This is a genomic window from Terriglobales bacterium, assembly GCA_035454605.1.
Lineage (GTDB): Bacteria > Acidobacteriota > Terriglobia > Terriglobales > Acidobacteriaceae > DATMAB01.
Genome location: DATIGQ010000035.1, coordinates 1 through 15,122, shown reverse-complemented (window position 1 = coordinate 15,122; position 15,122 = coordinate 1). Strand labels below are relative to the sequence as shown.

12 protein-coding genes and 1 tRNA gene are annotated in these 15,122 nt (G+C 61.7%); 8 read left to right on the top strand and 5 right to left on the bottom strand.

The features are described from left to right. Nucleotides 1–73 precede the first annotated feature (73 nt). Complete coding sequence (locus tag VLE48_02460) at nt 74–1,648, top strand: radical SAM protein (GenBank protein HSA91846.1); 1,575 nt, start codon at nt 74–76, stop codon at nt 1,646–1,648. Between the two features lie 94 nt (nt 1,649–1,742). Here the strand turns inward: VLE48_02460 and VLE48_02455 are convergent, their stop codons facing one another. Beyond that, entirely contained in the window at nt 1,743–1,928 is a 186-nt protein-coding gene (locus VLE48_02455; GenBank protein ID HSA91845.1) for a hypothetical protein, read from the bottom strand. Nucleotides 1,929–2,424: 496 nt separating this feature from the next. Between VLE48_02455 and VLE48_02450 the strand changes: the two genes are divergently transcribed. Next, nucleotides 2,425–2,610: a hypothetical protein gene (locus VLE48_02450; GenBank protein ID HSA91844.1), complete on the top strand. Its 186-nt coding sequence runs from the start codon at nt 2,425–2,427 to the stop codon at nt 2,608–2,610. A 40-nt stretch (nt 2,611–2,650) separates the two neighbouring features. Here the strand turns inward: VLE48_02450 and VLE48_02445 are convergent, their stop codons facing one another. Then, nucleotides 2,651–3,376 carry a cytochrome c gene (locus VLE48_02445; protein HSA91843.1) on the bottom strand — a complete coding sequence of 242 codons (726 nt, stop codon included), beginning with the start codon at nt 3,374–3,376 and terminating at the stop codon, nt 2,651–2,653. Nucleotides 3,377–4,052: 676 nt separating this feature from the next. Between VLE48_02445 and VLE48_02440 the strand changes: the two genes are divergently transcribed. Continuing rightward, a complete protein-coding gene (locus VLE48_02440) occupies nt 4,053–4,250 on the top strand; it encodes a hypothetical protein (GenBank protein ID HSA91842.1) in 198 nt (65 codons plus the stop codon). A gap of 830 nt (nt 4,251–5,080) precedes the next feature. On the opposite strand, the gene VLE48_02435 is transcribed toward VLE48_02440, so the two are convergent. Then, nucleotides 5,081–5,740 carry a Crp/Fnr family transcriptional regulator gene (locus VLE48_02435; GenBank protein ID HSA91841.1) on the bottom strand — a complete coding sequence of 220 codons (660 nt, stop codon included), beginning with the start codon at nt 5,738–5,740 and terminating at the stop codon, nt 5,081–5,083. Nucleotides 5,741–6,051: 311 nt separating this feature from the next. Here VLE48_02435 and VLE48_02430 point away from each other — a divergent pair, with 311 nt between their 5' ends. Then, nucleotides 6,052–6,342 carry a hypothetical protein gene (locus VLE48_02430; protein HSA91840.1) on the top strand — a complete coding sequence of 97 codons (291 nt, stop codon included), beginning with the start codon at nt 6,052–6,054 and terminating at the stop codon, nt 6,340–6,342. A gap of 1,419 nt (nt 6,343–7,761) precedes the next feature. Next, nucleotides 7,762–7,850, top strand: a tRNA-Leu gene (locus VLE48_02425). 20 nt (nt 7,851–7,870) lie between these two features. On the opposite strand, the gene VLE48_02420 is transcribed toward VLE48_02425, so the two are convergent. Next, nucleotides 7,871–8,560 carry a M15 family metallopeptidase gene (locus VLE48_02420; protein ID HSA91839.1) on the bottom strand — a complete coding sequence of 230 codons (690 nt, stop codon included), beginning with the start codon at nt 8,558–8,560 and terminating at the stop codon, nt 7,871–7,873. Between the two features lie 199 nt (nt 8,561–8,759). Beyond that, a complete protein-coding gene (locus VLE48_02415; GenBank protein ID HSA91838.1) occupies nt 8,760–10,049 on the bottom strand; it encodes an amidohydrolase family protein in 1,290 nt (429 codons plus the stop codon). Nucleotides 10,050–10,174: 125 nt separating this feature from the next. On the opposite strand from VLE48_02415, the gene VLE48_02410 reads away from it, so the two are divergent. The 3 genes from VLE48_02410 to VLE48_02400 form a co-directional block, all read left to right on the top strand. Next, on the top strand, nt 10,175–10,888 hold the full coding sequence (locus VLE48_02410) for a hypothetical protein (GenBank protein HSA91837.1): 714 nt from the start codon (nt 10,175–10,177) through the stop codon (nt 10,886–10,888). Nucleotides 10,889–11,099: 211 nt separating this feature from the next. Next, a complete protein-coding gene (locus VLE48_02405; protein ID HSA91836.1) occupies nt 11,100–12,872 on the top strand; it encodes a hypothetical protein in 1,773 nt (590 codons plus the stop codon). A 55-nt stretch (nt 12,873–12,927) separates the two neighbouring features. Further along, nucleotides 12,928–15,122 (top strand): BadF/BadG/BcrA/BcrD ATPase family protein (locus VLE48_02400; protein ID HSA91835.1); only part of this gene is annotated, 2,195 nt, incomplete at its 3' end.

The following is a 15,122-nucleotide window of genomic DNA, read 5'->3' as shown; positions in this document are numbered from 1 at the left end:
GGATGATGATTGCAGGGAAACGAAAGGCTTGACGCCGGGCCGTATCAACCCCGAACCCAAAGGTGAGCCAAGAATGAGAGTGCACCTGGTCAATCCCAGTGATGTGTCTTTCGGCACGGCAGTCATCACACCGCGCTGGCTCTATGTCTTGGCGTCTGCCACGCCCCGGAGCTACGACGATCCGCTGCTTGTAGATGAGACCCTGGCGGCTCTCGACCCCGCGAGCATAAAACGCGGGGACGTGGTCGGCATCGGCATCCACACTGCGAATGCCCTGCGCGGATACACCATCGGCAAGCTGGCGCGCGAGCGCGGCGCCTACGTAGTCTTCGGCGGCATCCACGCCACACTGTATCCGGAAGAAGCCCACGAACTGGGCGGCGCGCATGCCGTGGTGCAGGGTGACGGCGACTTAGTTTGGAAGACGGTGGTGGCGGATTGCTGTGCCGGCGCCCCGCAGCGCGTCTACCACGGCGGCCAGATTGAGGCCTCCGATTTCGCGCCTGCCCGCTGGGACCTGATCCCTCGTGACCGCTACATGTGGGCATCGGTGCAGACGGTCCGCGGCTGCCCCAAGCATTGCTCGTTCTGTTCGGTCTGGCGCACCGACGGCCAGCGTCCGCGCCAGCGCGCCTGGGACGCCGTGATCGAGGAGATCGTCCAGTTGCGGCGGTTGGGCTTCAACTTCATCGCGCTGGCCGACGATAATTTCTATCCCGTCACCCTCACTGACCTGGAGCTGGCCGAGCGGCAGAACAACACCCAACGGCTCAACCAACTGAAAGCCACTCGCGCAGATCGCTTTGAGCTCTTGCGCCGGCTGGCGCAGCTTCCCAAGGACATGTGCTTCTTCACCCAGATCACCATGGAAGCCGCCGAAGACCCCGACTTCCTCGACGCCATGCGGGCGGCGCGCATCAAGGGCGTTCTGGTGGGCGTGGAGTCGGTGACACCGGAAGGCCTGAAGGACGTGTACAAGGATTTCAACGCTGCGGGCGAGGACCTGGTCGAGCGCCTGCGTACCTTCCGGCAACACGGGGTGTACGTGCTCGGCTCCTTCATCTTCGGCCTGCCCAGCGATCGTCCCTCGACCTTCGACGCCACCGCCGCTGTGGCCGACCGGGCCCAACTCGCCTTCGCCCAGTTCGTCATGCTCACCCCCTTCCCCGGCACCGTCGATTTCCAGCGCTGGGAGAAGAGCATGGAGAACAATCCCATTCGCATCGCCAATGTTCCCTTGACCCGGCGCTGGCTGATTCCGCCGGCCCTGCGGCCCAAACTGTATTGGGAGCACCCGGTCATGTCCACGGACGAGATCCGCCGCCGGACGCAGGGCGTCTGGGACGCGTTCTACTACCTGCGGGCCATCTGGAACCGCTCCCGCTTCATCAAGTCCTGGCAGGGTCGCCTGGCCTTTGTTCTGATTTCGAAAATCTACCGCCAGATGTACGCGGATACGGGGATTGCCACCGACAGCGCGCGCGTCGCCTGGTCGGCGCGCTGGGCGCGCTGGCTGGCGAAACCCTGCCGGCGGCTCTTCTCCGCCCGCCCCATGCCGGACCTGCAGATGCCGGTGGATGTCCCTGCGATTCCGATTCCCTCCCGGGGTGAAGCCACGACCTCTTGTGAAAAGCTCCTTCAATTGTGAACGGCTTCGCGGCCCAGACACCGCGAGTAATGGCAGTCAATGATGGAACACGGAGTCTCGCGGGCTCCGCGGGACGGGTGCGCGGTTGCGTCGCTCAGGGATGCGGTGAGAGCCGGAGGCTCAGCCGCATGCCGACGGCTTCGCGGCGGAAGTTCATGTAGGGGCCGAGGCCGATCCGCCGGCTCCTGTTCTCCGGTCCCAGCCGGAAGGGATCCTGGCCCACGGCCTCCTTCAGCGCGCCTCGCGTGAGCGCATTGGAGAACAGGCGGCTGTTCAGCACGAACCGGGGTAGCTTCGGCCGGCGCCCAAATCCCGAGAGGTCGGCGAGTGGAGCGGGCAGCGACCGGAAGGCAAAACTGGGCGGGGCCAGCGTCCGGCTGAGTTCGAACGTGGGAAGTGTCCTTCGGTCACTCCGTGGGAACGCTCTGAAATCGCCCGGGCCAGCCGCCATCGCTTCCGAGGGGTCGGTACGTGGGCTGAGCAGCGACTGGAAAGCAAAACTGGGCGAGGCCGGCACCCGGCTGAGTGCGAACGCGCGAGGTGTCCTCAGGTCGCTTCGGAGGAACGCTCCGAAATCGCCTGCGCCTCGCGACCTTGGGATCGTCTCAAGAGACCTTGCGCTGAGCTGCGGCTTGCCGAGACCAGACCCGACCGCATCCGATTGCCCGGCCGCTGGTGGCGGAACGGCCAAGACGAGAAGTAGCAGGCAGCCGCCGCAGGAGCACGGACCAACCGACGGCCTCTTTCCCCCGACCGCATTGCAGTAGGAGCGCAACATGGATTCGAATGAAAGTATTCCGCTTTACGATCCGGAAATCTGTTCACAATTGAACCTGGTCGATTCTGGCCGGGCGGAGGCAGGGGTGAAGGGAAAGCGCAGCACCGCAATCGTGCAGATAGCAATGTGTCAGGCAGGCGTTCCCAATTGGGGGAAGCGCCGGCCTAAAGGCTGGCAAAGCTAGAGCCCCCTCTGAATCCGAGTCCTGCCTCTGGAAACCTGCCTTACTCCGGTTTCGCGGGCGGTGATGGAGGAGGAGCGCACGGCTGTCCTGGTCCCATGCCGTGGTGAGGCATCATGCCTCCACCCATGCCCGGGCCCGGCATGGCTTCCATGCGCTTCATCATCTGGTCGAGATGGTCCACCATGGTCTGCCACATGTCCACATTGGCCTGCCAGCGCGCCTTTTCGCTGGCATCGCTGATGTTGTCCACGCTGGCCTTCATCTGGTCCAGATCGGCGTGCAGCTTGTGGAGCTGGGCCTTCATGGCCTCCATGTGCTCCTTGTGCATCGTCTCCATCTTGGCTGCCGCCGGCTTCTCGGACGTCTTTGCCGGTGCCGCCTTCTCAGAGGTCTTCGCCGCCTTCTCAGCATCGGCGGGCTTGGGCTTGCTCTCGGTCGCGCTTGCTGCCTTCGGCGCACCGCCCAGGCTGCGGATGTGCTTGATCAGGCCGGCAATCTGTTCCTTGCTGAGCTTGTCCTTGTAGCCTGGCATCTTGCCTTTGCCGTTGGCCACAGCCTCCTGCAATTGTGCGTCGGTTTGTTTCTGTACTTCCGTTGTGCGCAGGTCTGTGTTCTTCATCGCGCTCTTGCCCGCGGCGTCTGCACCGTGACAAACAGCGCACTTCGTCTTGTAAAGGTTGGCAGGATCCGCGGCGCCGCCCTGGGCCGCTGCCACCGGCGCCATCACCAGCGTGAACCAACAGACGATCAAGACCATCCATCGCATACGCATAGGAGTGCTCCTTTGCCTTCTTGTGGATTGGGATGAAAGTATTCCGCTTGACGATTCGGGAGGCTGTTCACAATTGAACGTGGCTGATGCTCACAAACCGGTTTCCGAAAGCTGGGATTCATCGATCAACGGCGCATTAGAAGTACACACAGTTCGCTGCTGACGGTGGTTCTGCACGATTGATTTGCTGCGCTTTTCCCTTCATCCCCGCCCGGCTCTTGTCCTTGCAGCGGGCACAATATCCAACGGAAATCGGGAGCTGTTCAAAACTGAACATACCGGCGGCGTCAGCACTTCTAGGATTCCTTGTTGAAAGGCCGAGCAAGCGGTTCTGTGGCAGACCAGTCCGCCGACTCCTTAATTCGGTATCTAAACTGACAAGGAAATCCGGCTGCTAAGAGTATTGGTTTGCCAAGGGCGGGACCATCATTGTGCTTCATTAATCTCATATCTGGTTCCGCCCATTTACCCATTCCTGTCGAGGGCGTTTTCGCTCCCTGGCCGCAGAACTGGAGGGCCTATTAGAAAGGAATCGGCGCCTTCTTGTCGCTGTGATGATCGGGCTGATCGGCTGCTCGCGGTTCGGTAGGTGCTCAATATTGAACAGACTCGTCAGGATGCGTGTTTGTAAGGTTACCAATCTTCATCGAAGCGCAAGCGAGAGGGGCCCATGTTTACCAGCCAACGCGAAAAGTACGCAGACCCAGACATCGTTGCTCTGGTGGAATTGGATATACAGAAAATGCGGGTGCGGATAGTCCTGGCGCGTGAGGCAATCAGCGAACGATTGCGAGAGCTGGAACAGCCCAGGAACCGTCACGGGGAAGGGCAGGGCATCGAAGCCTGCGCCAAGGAGAGTGGTTCGTGACTACGAACGATGGGCGGATGGATCGGCGTGATGCAATGCAGCCGCGTGGCGTGGAACTGCCGCTGCCGTGAAAACTACTGCTGTTTGCGCAGGCGGATGAGAAGTGCCGCTTTGACAAGAGGCTTATAGCGACTGTGCAGTTTACCTGCCACTTGTTCGAGCGCGACCTCAACACCAATCTCACCAATCTCAGTTTTCGCGGCAAGGGGCGCGGCGCATCGCCAGAGCAGGCGGTCGCGGCCCGCGCCCCCAGCTACTTTCCCGTCGTACACAAGCATAGAAGTGGCGAAGGCAGATGTCTGTTCACATAGAGACACTGCCAACCTTATTTGTCCGGCGACGGTCGCGCGCTGAACAACCTCTGCTCGCGGCCTACTTGCTCTCGCGTGAAAGGATACGAAATGTCAGATGAAGAGCACAGGAAGGCGATAACCGAGCCTAGTCCTTGGTCGCTCTTGCGTTCCTGACCGCGCCTTGGTTAAGGGCCTCTTTGGCGGCTGCCCTGCGGTCCCGATGCGATTCGCTGCGTATGCCGCCAGAGTTTAGCTCACATTGTTGTCCAGCGCTTGCTCCACACGTAGGACAAGGAACCTCTAGTGCGGCTTGTCTCTTGTGCATGATGCCGAATCATGACACATGTTCAGCGAGAATGAAGGCCAATATTGAACACTCAGGTTTCGTGGAGCAGACCAGCAACCAGAAGCTCGGCAAGAGTCCGGATGTGAATTGTCGAGCCGACCGGTGGAGCTCGGCGACCAGATACTAAGCGGGTGCCGGCTTTGTCTGTGGGCGTCGGGCGGCGGCAGCGTGAAAGGGAAAGCGCAGCAACTTCAATCGTGCAGAACCACACTGAGCAGCGAACTATGCACTTCCATTCCGCCGTTGTACTTGATGAATCCCAGCTTTCGGAACCGGTTCATGAAGAAGTTGACGCGCGAGCGGGTGGTGCCGACCATCTCGGCCAGGGTTTCCTGAGTGATGGGGGGGATGACAGGCTCCGGCTTTCCTTCTTTGCCAAAGCGGGCCAGCAACAGAAGGATCCGAGCCAGCCGTTTCTCGCTCGAATTGAAGAGCTGATCGACCAGGTCTTCTTCGTATCGGATGTTGCGCGCCAGCAGATACGCCACGAAGAGATCGGAGAATGCGCTTTGCTGGTGAAGCACCTGCATCATCGCCTTCTTTTCGATTCTGACCACGGAGCAGTCGGTCATGGCCAGGGCGGTAGACATGCGTAGGGGCTGACCCGCAATGCACCCCTCGCCAAAGAAGTCCCCGGGGCCGAGCAGTCCTATGACCGCTTCCTTGCCCTGTTGGGACACCACCGTGAGCTTCACCCTGCCCTTCTGCAGATAAAGGATCGCGTTCGCAGGCTCCCCTTGGACATAGATGTTCTCCTTCTTGCGGAACTCCAGCATCCGCCTGCCCTGGCCAATGCTGGCCAGGAACGCCTTGGGGTCAAACGTTTTCGGGCCATTCCTAACGGGTGGCATAAACCCTGCCTCCTTACGAGAGCAGGCTAGCACCTCACGTTTTCTGTGGGGAAATTCTTTGAAATCCGGGGAAAATCTTAGGGGATTGAATAGACGGTGCGTTTGCGCTGTTTTTAACTTTCCCCCCCCGGGGGGGGGGGGGGGGGGGGGGGGCAGAGAGAGGGTAGGGGCAGACCGGTTTCCGCTGTGGAAGCCGACCGTAACGCTAGCCCGCCGAGAAAGTCACGTCCATATATTTTACTTGACAATAGTGACCGAACAAGGATAGATTTACAAGTATTTAGCGATACGCTTTCGTAACGGAGGCGCCGATGAAGAAGAACGGAAACAACGGGGAGGCCCTTCACTTCTCCAGTATCTCGCAGGTGGACGTTCCCCAAGGACGGCAAGGCAAGCATAGAAAACTGGTCTCCCAGATTCTCGAGGATCTGGAGCGCACCGCTGCGGACACAGCCGTCCGTGTCCCGCTGAGTAGCCTGGACGGGGAGAAGATGCAGAACGTGCGCTCGGCCTTGAACCGGGTCACCCGGGCGAAGAAGATGGAAGTGGCCACCTCTGCCGATGAGAAGTACCTGTACGTGTGGCGCAAGGCCACCGTGTAGCAAGGATTGCGAGGTGCGCCCAGTCCGCAAGCGGCAGCAGATGGCCCGCGGGTTTACGCGCTAACCCCCTGCTTCCAATGATCCCGGCCGAGGCCTCCTGGCGCAGAACCGCGTCCAGGCTTCCCGCCATCCCCGCTACCCAAGCGGGGAATACACTCGGCAACTCCTGGGGAATATTGCAGAGCTGTGCGATTTTGGACAGCGCCGCCAGGCTTCCGAATGTCAGAGTCTGCGGTGAGTCGCGCGAAAAGCGCGGCGGCAAGGTTCCGGGACGGCATCGCCTTTCTGGCTTGGGCGAACGGCAAGAAGTTCTACACACGGGAATTCCACAGCTAACCTGCCTTTCGATGCCGTTCCGGGAAAACGTCTGGTGGTTTCGTGCTATAGACACAGCCTTCGTGGACTCCCAGAGGGCACGGTTCGATGTGTGCTTCCCCGTCTCGTCCAGCCGGGTAGCCTGCAGCAAGAGACACCAGCCTGGCCAGAAGTTTCACAAAGGTTCAGGCGCCCATCTTGGGCATAAGCGAAGGACCGAGAAGGAATCCCGCACGGACGCCTTCACGCCCAGTGTGCAATTTGGAACATTATTGCTATGCGCATGTGGATACGATTTTCGCATGTCGAGAAGGAGACTTAAGAAACACAAACGGCGCCCCAAGAAAGTGAAGCAGCCTGACCCTCGCTGACCACCGAAGCTACCGCGACGAGCACGAGCCCATCAGCGCCGTGCTCGGAGAGCACTCTTAAGGAGAAACGAGATGAGCACAATCCCAGTAGACTTTTCAGTGCTCAATTTAGTGCCTGCAAAGGTGCAAGCCAATCGACAGCATGCTTCCCCCAAGCGCCCAGTGGATGGACTTGCCGAGGCCAGAAGGGCTAAAAGGAAGCAAAAGCGCGCAAGGCATAGGGCTAAGTTGAGAAGGTCACACACTAACGGCTGATCGTCTGGATTCCAGAAAAACGCCGCCACCATCGATTGCTGCGGTTAGGATCAATTTCTTGGCAGTCTGCCGGCAGCTGTCTGCTCCTCTTGCACGAATCCCTCAAACCGCGCGATCCGTGCGGGTTTATGCTCGGGCGTCGGGCGGACATACCGCATTGTCATCTGTTAGATGCCAGCTCGCCGCAATTTCACCTGGCATTGCCTGCCGCACACGTTTGCCAGCCGACTGGTGATGGCTGGGGTGGACCTCCGTACGGTTCAGGAGTTGATGGGTCACAAGACGATCTCGATGACCTGCCGCTATGCTCACCTGGCACCGTCTCACAAGCAGGCGGCAGTCGAGAGACTGAGCGCCGCAGCTACCCATCCAAGGCGACAAAGTGACACCAGAAGTGACACCAGCGCTCGAAGCGAGGAACGAGTAGAAGCGGCAGCAACCACATAAGTAACGTACAATCAACTGGCTAGCGTTCATTGCCCGGGTGGCGAAACTGGCAGACGCACGGGACTTAAAATCCCGGGTCCCGAAAGGGACGTGGCAGTTCAAATCTGCCCCCGGGCACCATCCTTGTTTCAGTCCTTGTTTCAGTATCCCGTGCAGAACTGGAAGTGCATGGGGTCGCGGCTCGCGCCCTGGAATTCGCCGCCCCACTTGAAGCCGAACTTCTGGAACGCCGCCACCACCCCGGGATGCATGTTGCCCGCCGTCCCCTGGGCGTTGGTCTGTGGATTCAGGTCGATGGCGATCCCCCAGGAGTGCGCCGAGAGCTTGCTGCTGGTGCGCTTGGCGCGGTAGTTGTAGCAGCCGCCATAGGTCAGGATCTCGCCCCGCAACCGCTGCGTGTCGATCTCCTCGAATACGGCCGCGAAGATCTCCTTCAGCTTTTTGTGGCACTGAATGCGTGTGACCTTGCTCGCCAGGTCCCAGGAGAGCGGGATGGGGAAGGGCAGCGTCGCCCGTTCGATGTAGTTGGACTCCCAGCCCGCCTTCAGCGTTCCGTCGGCCGCGATGTAGTTGTAGATGTTCCCGAACGTCGCCAGGATCTCGCTGAGTCCATGCGGCGTAGCCAATCCGGACGCCCCCACCGGCGTCACCGCAGCCGGCGCCAACAGATCGTTCTTGGCCGGAATTTCGATCCGTTGCCCGAGGAAGATGCGGTTGGGATTGGTGATGCCGTTGTACTGCGCCAGCTTGCGGTAGAGCGAGCCGTCGTTGTAGAAGCGCGCCGCGATCTTCGCCAGCGTGTCGTTGCTCTGGATGGTGTACGTCTGCATGGAGCTGCTCCTGTCCTTCGGGGGATCCAGCCGCCTATCCCGGACGGAGCGTGACCCTAACATGGTTTTCCGGATTTGCTGCGGATAGGTCTGCTTTTGTTCCGGGACCGGAACACGCAAGGTGTGGCTGTCGCAGGCTCGGGCGCCCCACGTCCACGCCTGTCGTTAGCGGGGAGTGGGAAAACAACGCAGAACGCGCCTAACGCGACGGCGCGGTTTCGTCCTTGTACACCTTCCCGCCCTTCATCACGAAGGCCACGTGCTCGAGCACGGTGACGTCCTTCAGCGGATCGCCGCCCACCGCGATGAGGTCTGCATACTTTCCCGCCTTGATGGAGCCCACATCTGGGGTACCGATCAGGTCAGCGGCGTTCACCGTGGCCGCCTGGATGGCCTGCATGGGCGTCATCCCATAGCGGACGTAGTACGCGAAGTCGCGCGCGTTCCATCCGTGCGGATAGACGGCCGAATCTGTGCCGTACGCGATCTTCACTCCCGCTCGGACCGCTTTGCGGAAGTTCTCCCGCTGCAGGTCGGTGAGTTGCGCGCTCTTATCCAGGAACGACTTGGGCATGCCCCGCTTCGCAGCTTCTTCCGCGATGTAATCGCCGTCGTAGAGGTCGGCCACCAGATACGTTCCATGCTGCTTCATCAGCGCGATGCCTTCTTCGTCCAGCAGCGACCCATGCTCGATCGAAGCCACGCCCGCGCGCACCGCGTTCTTGATGCCTTGCGCGCCATGGGCGTGCGCGGCCACTCTCATGCCGAACTTTCGCGCTTCGTCCACGGCGGCCTCGAGCTCCGCCGGAGTGAAATCCTCTGCCCCCGGCCTGCTGTTGTGGGTGAGCACGGCGCCGGTGGCCAGCACTTTGATGTGGTCCACGCGCTGTGTCGCCAGTTCGCGGATTCGCTGGCGGACTTCGTCCGGGTTGTCCGCGATCCCGTAGCGCAGGTCCCAGGGCAGCGTGATGTCCGGGGCGAACCCGGTGACCGCGCCCGCGCCGCCGGTGATGGTGATGTAGGCTCCGGCCACGAACATGCGCGGACCGACCACATCGCCACGCGCGATCGCGTCACGCAGCTCCGCGTCCACCAGCGCGCGGTACGTCCCCACGTCGCGCACGGTGGTGAATCCCGCCTCCAGCGTCTTGCGCGCATTGCCGATCGAGTCGAACGCCTTGCGCGCCGAGGTCTTCTTCAACTCGTTGAGTGGATCGACGTCCTCCACGTCCACCAGGTGCGTGTGACAGTCGATGAGTCCCGGCAACACCGTCATCCGCGAAAGATCAATGACTTTGGCGTCCGCGGGGATGGCCAGTCCCGCGCCCACCGCCTCGATGCGCTCGCCGCGAATCAGGATGATCTGGTTCTCCAGCACCGCGCCGGACTCGACCTCCACCAACCGTCCGGCTTTCACCGCCACCACCTGCGCCTGTGCGGCGACAACGCACAGCAACAGCAGCCCGGCAATGCCAGCCACTCTTCTCATCACCACCTCCACGGGAATCGGCATTGTACATTGCGAGAAATGAAGAGGAAGACGGGATCGGGCCAAATGCGACCCAAGTTTCATGCGACAATCAATGGTTGCGACCAAAGCCATTCACGCCCCTGATGTCGCGGATTCTTATCCTGCTGGTCGCTCTCGGCGCGGGCACGCCCGGCGCGCTCGCGCAATCGTTTGACCCGGCCCAGGGTGCTTTGCCCGACGCCCCTTCCGCCACCCGGGTGCAGGGCACGGTGGCGCGCGACGCGCCCTATGTTCCTCTTACCCCGCGCGAGAAGTTCGCCGTCGCCACGCTGCGCACCCGGCGCGGCTCGATCTTCCTGCTCGCCGGCTTCCAGGCCGGATTCTCACAGGCCGTCGACCGGCCGGAAGGCTTCGGTCAGGGAGCCGATGGTTACGGCCGCCGCTACGGCGCCGCGCTCGCCGACAATTTCTCCTTCGACTTCTTCGGCCGCTTCGCCTTTCCCGTGCTGCTCCATCAGGATCCTCGTTATTTCCGTGCCGGCTCAGGGCCAGCCGGCAGCCGCCTCAAGTATGCCGTCAGCCGGATTCTTGTCACCCGCACCGACTCGGGCGGCCGGACTTTCAATTCCTCGCAGGTCATGGGCAGCCTGTTCTCTTCCGCTCTCGCCAACGCGTACTACCCTGAAGAGGACCGCGATGCCGCCGGCACCTTTTCCCGTGCCGGATCACGGCTCGCCTGGGCGGCCGCCGGCAACATCCTGCGCGAATTCTGGCCCGATATCCGTCACAAGATCCGCCCCCGCAACCAGCCCGCTACACCCTCACAGTCGCCTCCCGATTCCTCCGTAACCCACTGAAACTTCTACCCTTTGTCCCGCTCGGCGGAAGGAGGCACCCTTTAACCGCCGAATTGTGCCATTCGCTACAAAGGCATTCATGCCCTCCACTCTGACGGGCAGAATGATTGCGGGATACTGTGTCTCTCGGTAGCGCTGAGGCCCTTCTAAGGCCTCCAGGCTGGCAACCTTCAACCTCCCCGGTGAGCGGGGAAGCGGATAAGGTGAGCAGATGAGCACTTCGACGCATCCGACTGTGAACGGCGAACTGGTGCAGATCCAAACCGCGGAAGAGATGATCCGGCAGCGCGTGGCCGAAGAGCGCGCTCGCCTGGAGCGTGAGGCGGGCATCGTCCACCGCCAGCTCCATCATTTCCACAAGCCCATTGAGCGCCCTTTCACCAAGCAGGAGCGGCCGCGCACTACGCTGTTGTTCGGCGGCCTCACCTGGAAGCACGAAAAGCTGGTGCACGGCGCCCTCGAAGGTTTGGGCTACAAGTGCGAGGTGGTTCCCACGCCCAACGTCCGCGCCTTCCAGCTCGGCAAGGAGTACGGCAACAACGGACAGTGCAATCCGACCTACTTCACCGTCGGAAACCTGGTGCAGTATCTGCAATCGCTCGAGGAAGCCGGCCAGAAGCGCGAAGACATCATTGGCAATTACCTGTTCCTCACCGCGGGCGCTTGCGGTCCCTGCCGCTTCGGCATGTACGAATCCGAGTACCGCCTGGCGTTGCGCAACGCCGGCTATGACGGCTTCCGCGTCATGCTCTTCCAGCAGTCCGGCGGCCTCAACCAATCCGAGGCCGAAGCCGGCCTGGTGATGAACCTGGATTTCTTCCTGGCCATCCTCAACGGTCTGAACATGGGCGACTGCATCAACGAAGTCGCCTACATGATCCGCCCCTACGAAGTGAACGCCGGTGAGACCGATGCCGTCCTCGACGAAGTCATCGACTACATGCACGAGGTGCTGAAGAAGAAGGCCCCGTGGAAGGTCGAGGACAAACTGGGCGCGCTCGCCGACAAGCTGCCCATGAAGGGCACGGTCGGATATCTGGGCAAGTTCCTCAACCAGCTCTACGGCGAGGATTACGTCGAAGCCCTTCACCACGTGCGCGACCGCTTCAACTCCATCGCCGTGGACCGCCTGCGCGTCAAGCCCACCGTGAAGATCACCGGCGAGTTCTGGGCCCAGACCACCGAGGGCGACGGCAACTTCAACATGTTCCGCTTCCTGGAGCGCGAAGGCGCCCAGGTCATGGTGGAATCCATCGGCACCTGGATCAGCTACCTCATCCACCAGGCCGTCCAGCAGACCAAGGACCGCCGCGGGCTGGAGGAAGGCGCGATCATGCCGCCCTCCTGGCGTGTCGACAAGCACGCCCAGATCGAGTGGCGCTTCCGCAACAAGCTGCTCAAGCTCAAGGCGGCCGAAGCCATCTTCACCCGCGAGTACTCGAAGATCGTGGAAGCTCTCGGCGGCATCGGCCATCAACTGGTCAGCCAGTACGAGCTGCAGCGCGTCGCGCATCCCTACTACAACTCGCGCGCCGCCGGCGGCGAAGGTCACCTCGAAGTCGCCAAGAACATTTACTACACCAACCGCGAGCTGGCGCACATGGTGCTCTCGCTCAAGCCCTTTGGCTGCATGCCCTCCACGCAATCGGATGGCGCGCAGTCGGCCGTGGTCGCGCACTTCAAGGACATGATCTACCTGCCCATCGAGACTTCGGGCGAAGGCGAGGTCAACGCCCACAGCCGCGTCCAGATGGCGTTTGGCGAAGCCAAAGCCAAGGCCAAGACGGAGATGAAGGACGTGCTCGAGAAGGTCGGCAAGACCGCGGAAGAGTTGCGCGCCTACGTCGCCGAGCATCCCGAGATGCAGAAGGCCCTGTATCAGGTGCCCAAGTACAAGGGCATCGTGGGCACCTCAGCCAACTTTGCCATCCACGTCGCCCAGCGCATGGGCGTCAACGTGCCGTACCACCCTGAGAGTCATTAGCGTTGTCATCCCGAGCGCAGCGACGGATCTGCTCTATCGAATCGAACGGAGACGAATGTCCGGACTGACCGAAAAGGCGAACCCGCAGAAGGCCTACAACCTGCTCTGGATGGGTGTGGACGTCGGCTCCACCACGGTGAAAGTCGTGGTGGTGGACGGTGAAACCGACGACATCCTCTGGCAGGACTACCAGCGCCACGAGACCAAGCAGCCCGAAAAGGCCTTGGAGATGCTGAAGGCCATCGCCACCGACTTCCCGGCCACGCCGCGCGAGAATTTCCGCGCCTTCATCACCGGTTCGGGCGGCGGCGGCATCGCCAAGCACATCGGCGCCAAGTTCGTGCAGGAAGTCAACGCCGTTTCCCTCGCCGTCGAAAAGCTCTATCCCGAGTGCGGCTCGGTCATCGAGCTGGGCGGCCAGGACGCCAAGATCATCATCTTCAAGGAAGACCCGGAGACCGGCAAGAAGAAGAAGCTGCCCTCCATGAACGACAAGTGCGCGGGGGGCACCGGCGCGGTCATCGACAAGATCAACGCCAAGCTGCGCATCCCCTCCGAGCAGCTCTGCCAGATGGGCTACGAAGGCATCAAGCTCCATCCCGTAGCCGGCAAGTGCGGCGTCTTCGCGGAAACCGACATCAACGGCCTGCAGAAGCAGGGCGTGCCGCCGCCCGAGCTGATGGCCTCGCTCTTCGAGTCCATCGTGCAGCAGAACCTCTCCGTGCTCACCCGCGGCAACACGCTGCGTCCCGTGGTCCTGCTGCTCGGCGGCCCCAACTGCTACATCAAGGGCATGCGCGACTGCTGGAAGGCCAACATTCCCCGCATCTGGGAGGAACGCAATTACCCGCTGCCCGAAGGCGTCGACCCCAAAGACCTGGTCCGCACCCCCGATAACGCCCAGTATTTCGCCTGCATCGGCGCGGTCGAGTTCGGCAAGCAGGAAGATCCCGGGGTCGGCCTCTACCAGGGCTACGACAAGCTGGAGTGGTACATCACCGAGGGCCGCAACCAGGAAAAGATGAAGAGAGGCGCCGGCGCCGCCCTGGCCAAGGACGAAACCGAGCTCGCCGCCTTCAAGCAGGCCTATGCCAAGAAACCCTTCCACGCGGCCACGTTCGAGCCCGGCCAGACGGTCGAAGGCTTTATCGGCATTGACGGCGGCTCCACTTCTACCAAGGCCGTTCTGGTGGACAAGCACCGCAACGTCCTGTGCAAGACCTACCAGCTCTCCAAGGGCAATCCCATCGAGGACACCCAGGAAGTCCTGGCCAAGCTGGCCCAGCAGGTCACCGACTCCGGCGCCACGCTCAACATCATGGGCGTGGGCACCACCGGCTACGCCAAGGACATCCTGAAGGACGCCGTCGGCGCCGACGTGGCCCTGGTCGAAACCGTCGCGCATACCCAGGCCGCGCTGCACTTCTACCACGACGCTGACGTCATCTGCGACGTGGGCGGCCAGGACATCAAGATCATCATCCTCAAAGACGGCCGCGTGAAGGATTTCAAGCTCAACACCCAGTGCTCCGCCGGCAACGGCTACTTCCTGCAGGGCACCTGCGAGACTTTCGGTTTCAAGGTGGAGCAGTTCGCCGATATCGCCTTCGGCGCCAAGTCCTTCCCCCAGTTCGGCTACGGCTGCGCCGTCTTCATGCAGAGTGACATCGTGGACTTCCAGCGCCAGGGCTGGAAGCCGGAAGAGATCATGGCCGGCCTGTGCAACGTGCTGCCCAAGAACATCTGGCTGTACGTCTCGCAGATTCCCAATCTCTCCGCCATCGGCCACAAGTTCGTCCTGCAGGGCGGCACCCAGCACAACCTGGCCGCGGTCAAGTCCCAGGTGGACTTCATCGAGTCGCGCTTCAAGGGCAAGGACGTGCAGCCGGAAGTCATCGTGCACCAGCACTGCGGCGAGGCCGGCGCCATCGGCTGCGCCTTCGAGGCCGTCCGTCTGTGGGAGAACGGCAAGCAGACCGAGTTCGTCGGTCTGGAGAACGTGGCCTCCATCTCCTTTACCACCACCCGCAACGAGGACACGCGCTGTTACTTCTGCAAGAACAAGTGCCTGCGCACCTTCATCGACGTCAAGACCGCGCTTCCCAATCCCGGCTACAAGCCGCCGGTCAAGACCAAGGTGCCGCTCGCGGCCGGCGCCCAGCGCCTCATCATCGCCACCTGCGAAAAGGGCACGGTCGAGAACGTCGAGGAGATGCGCGTCATCAAGGGCAACATCGACGCCATCAAGAA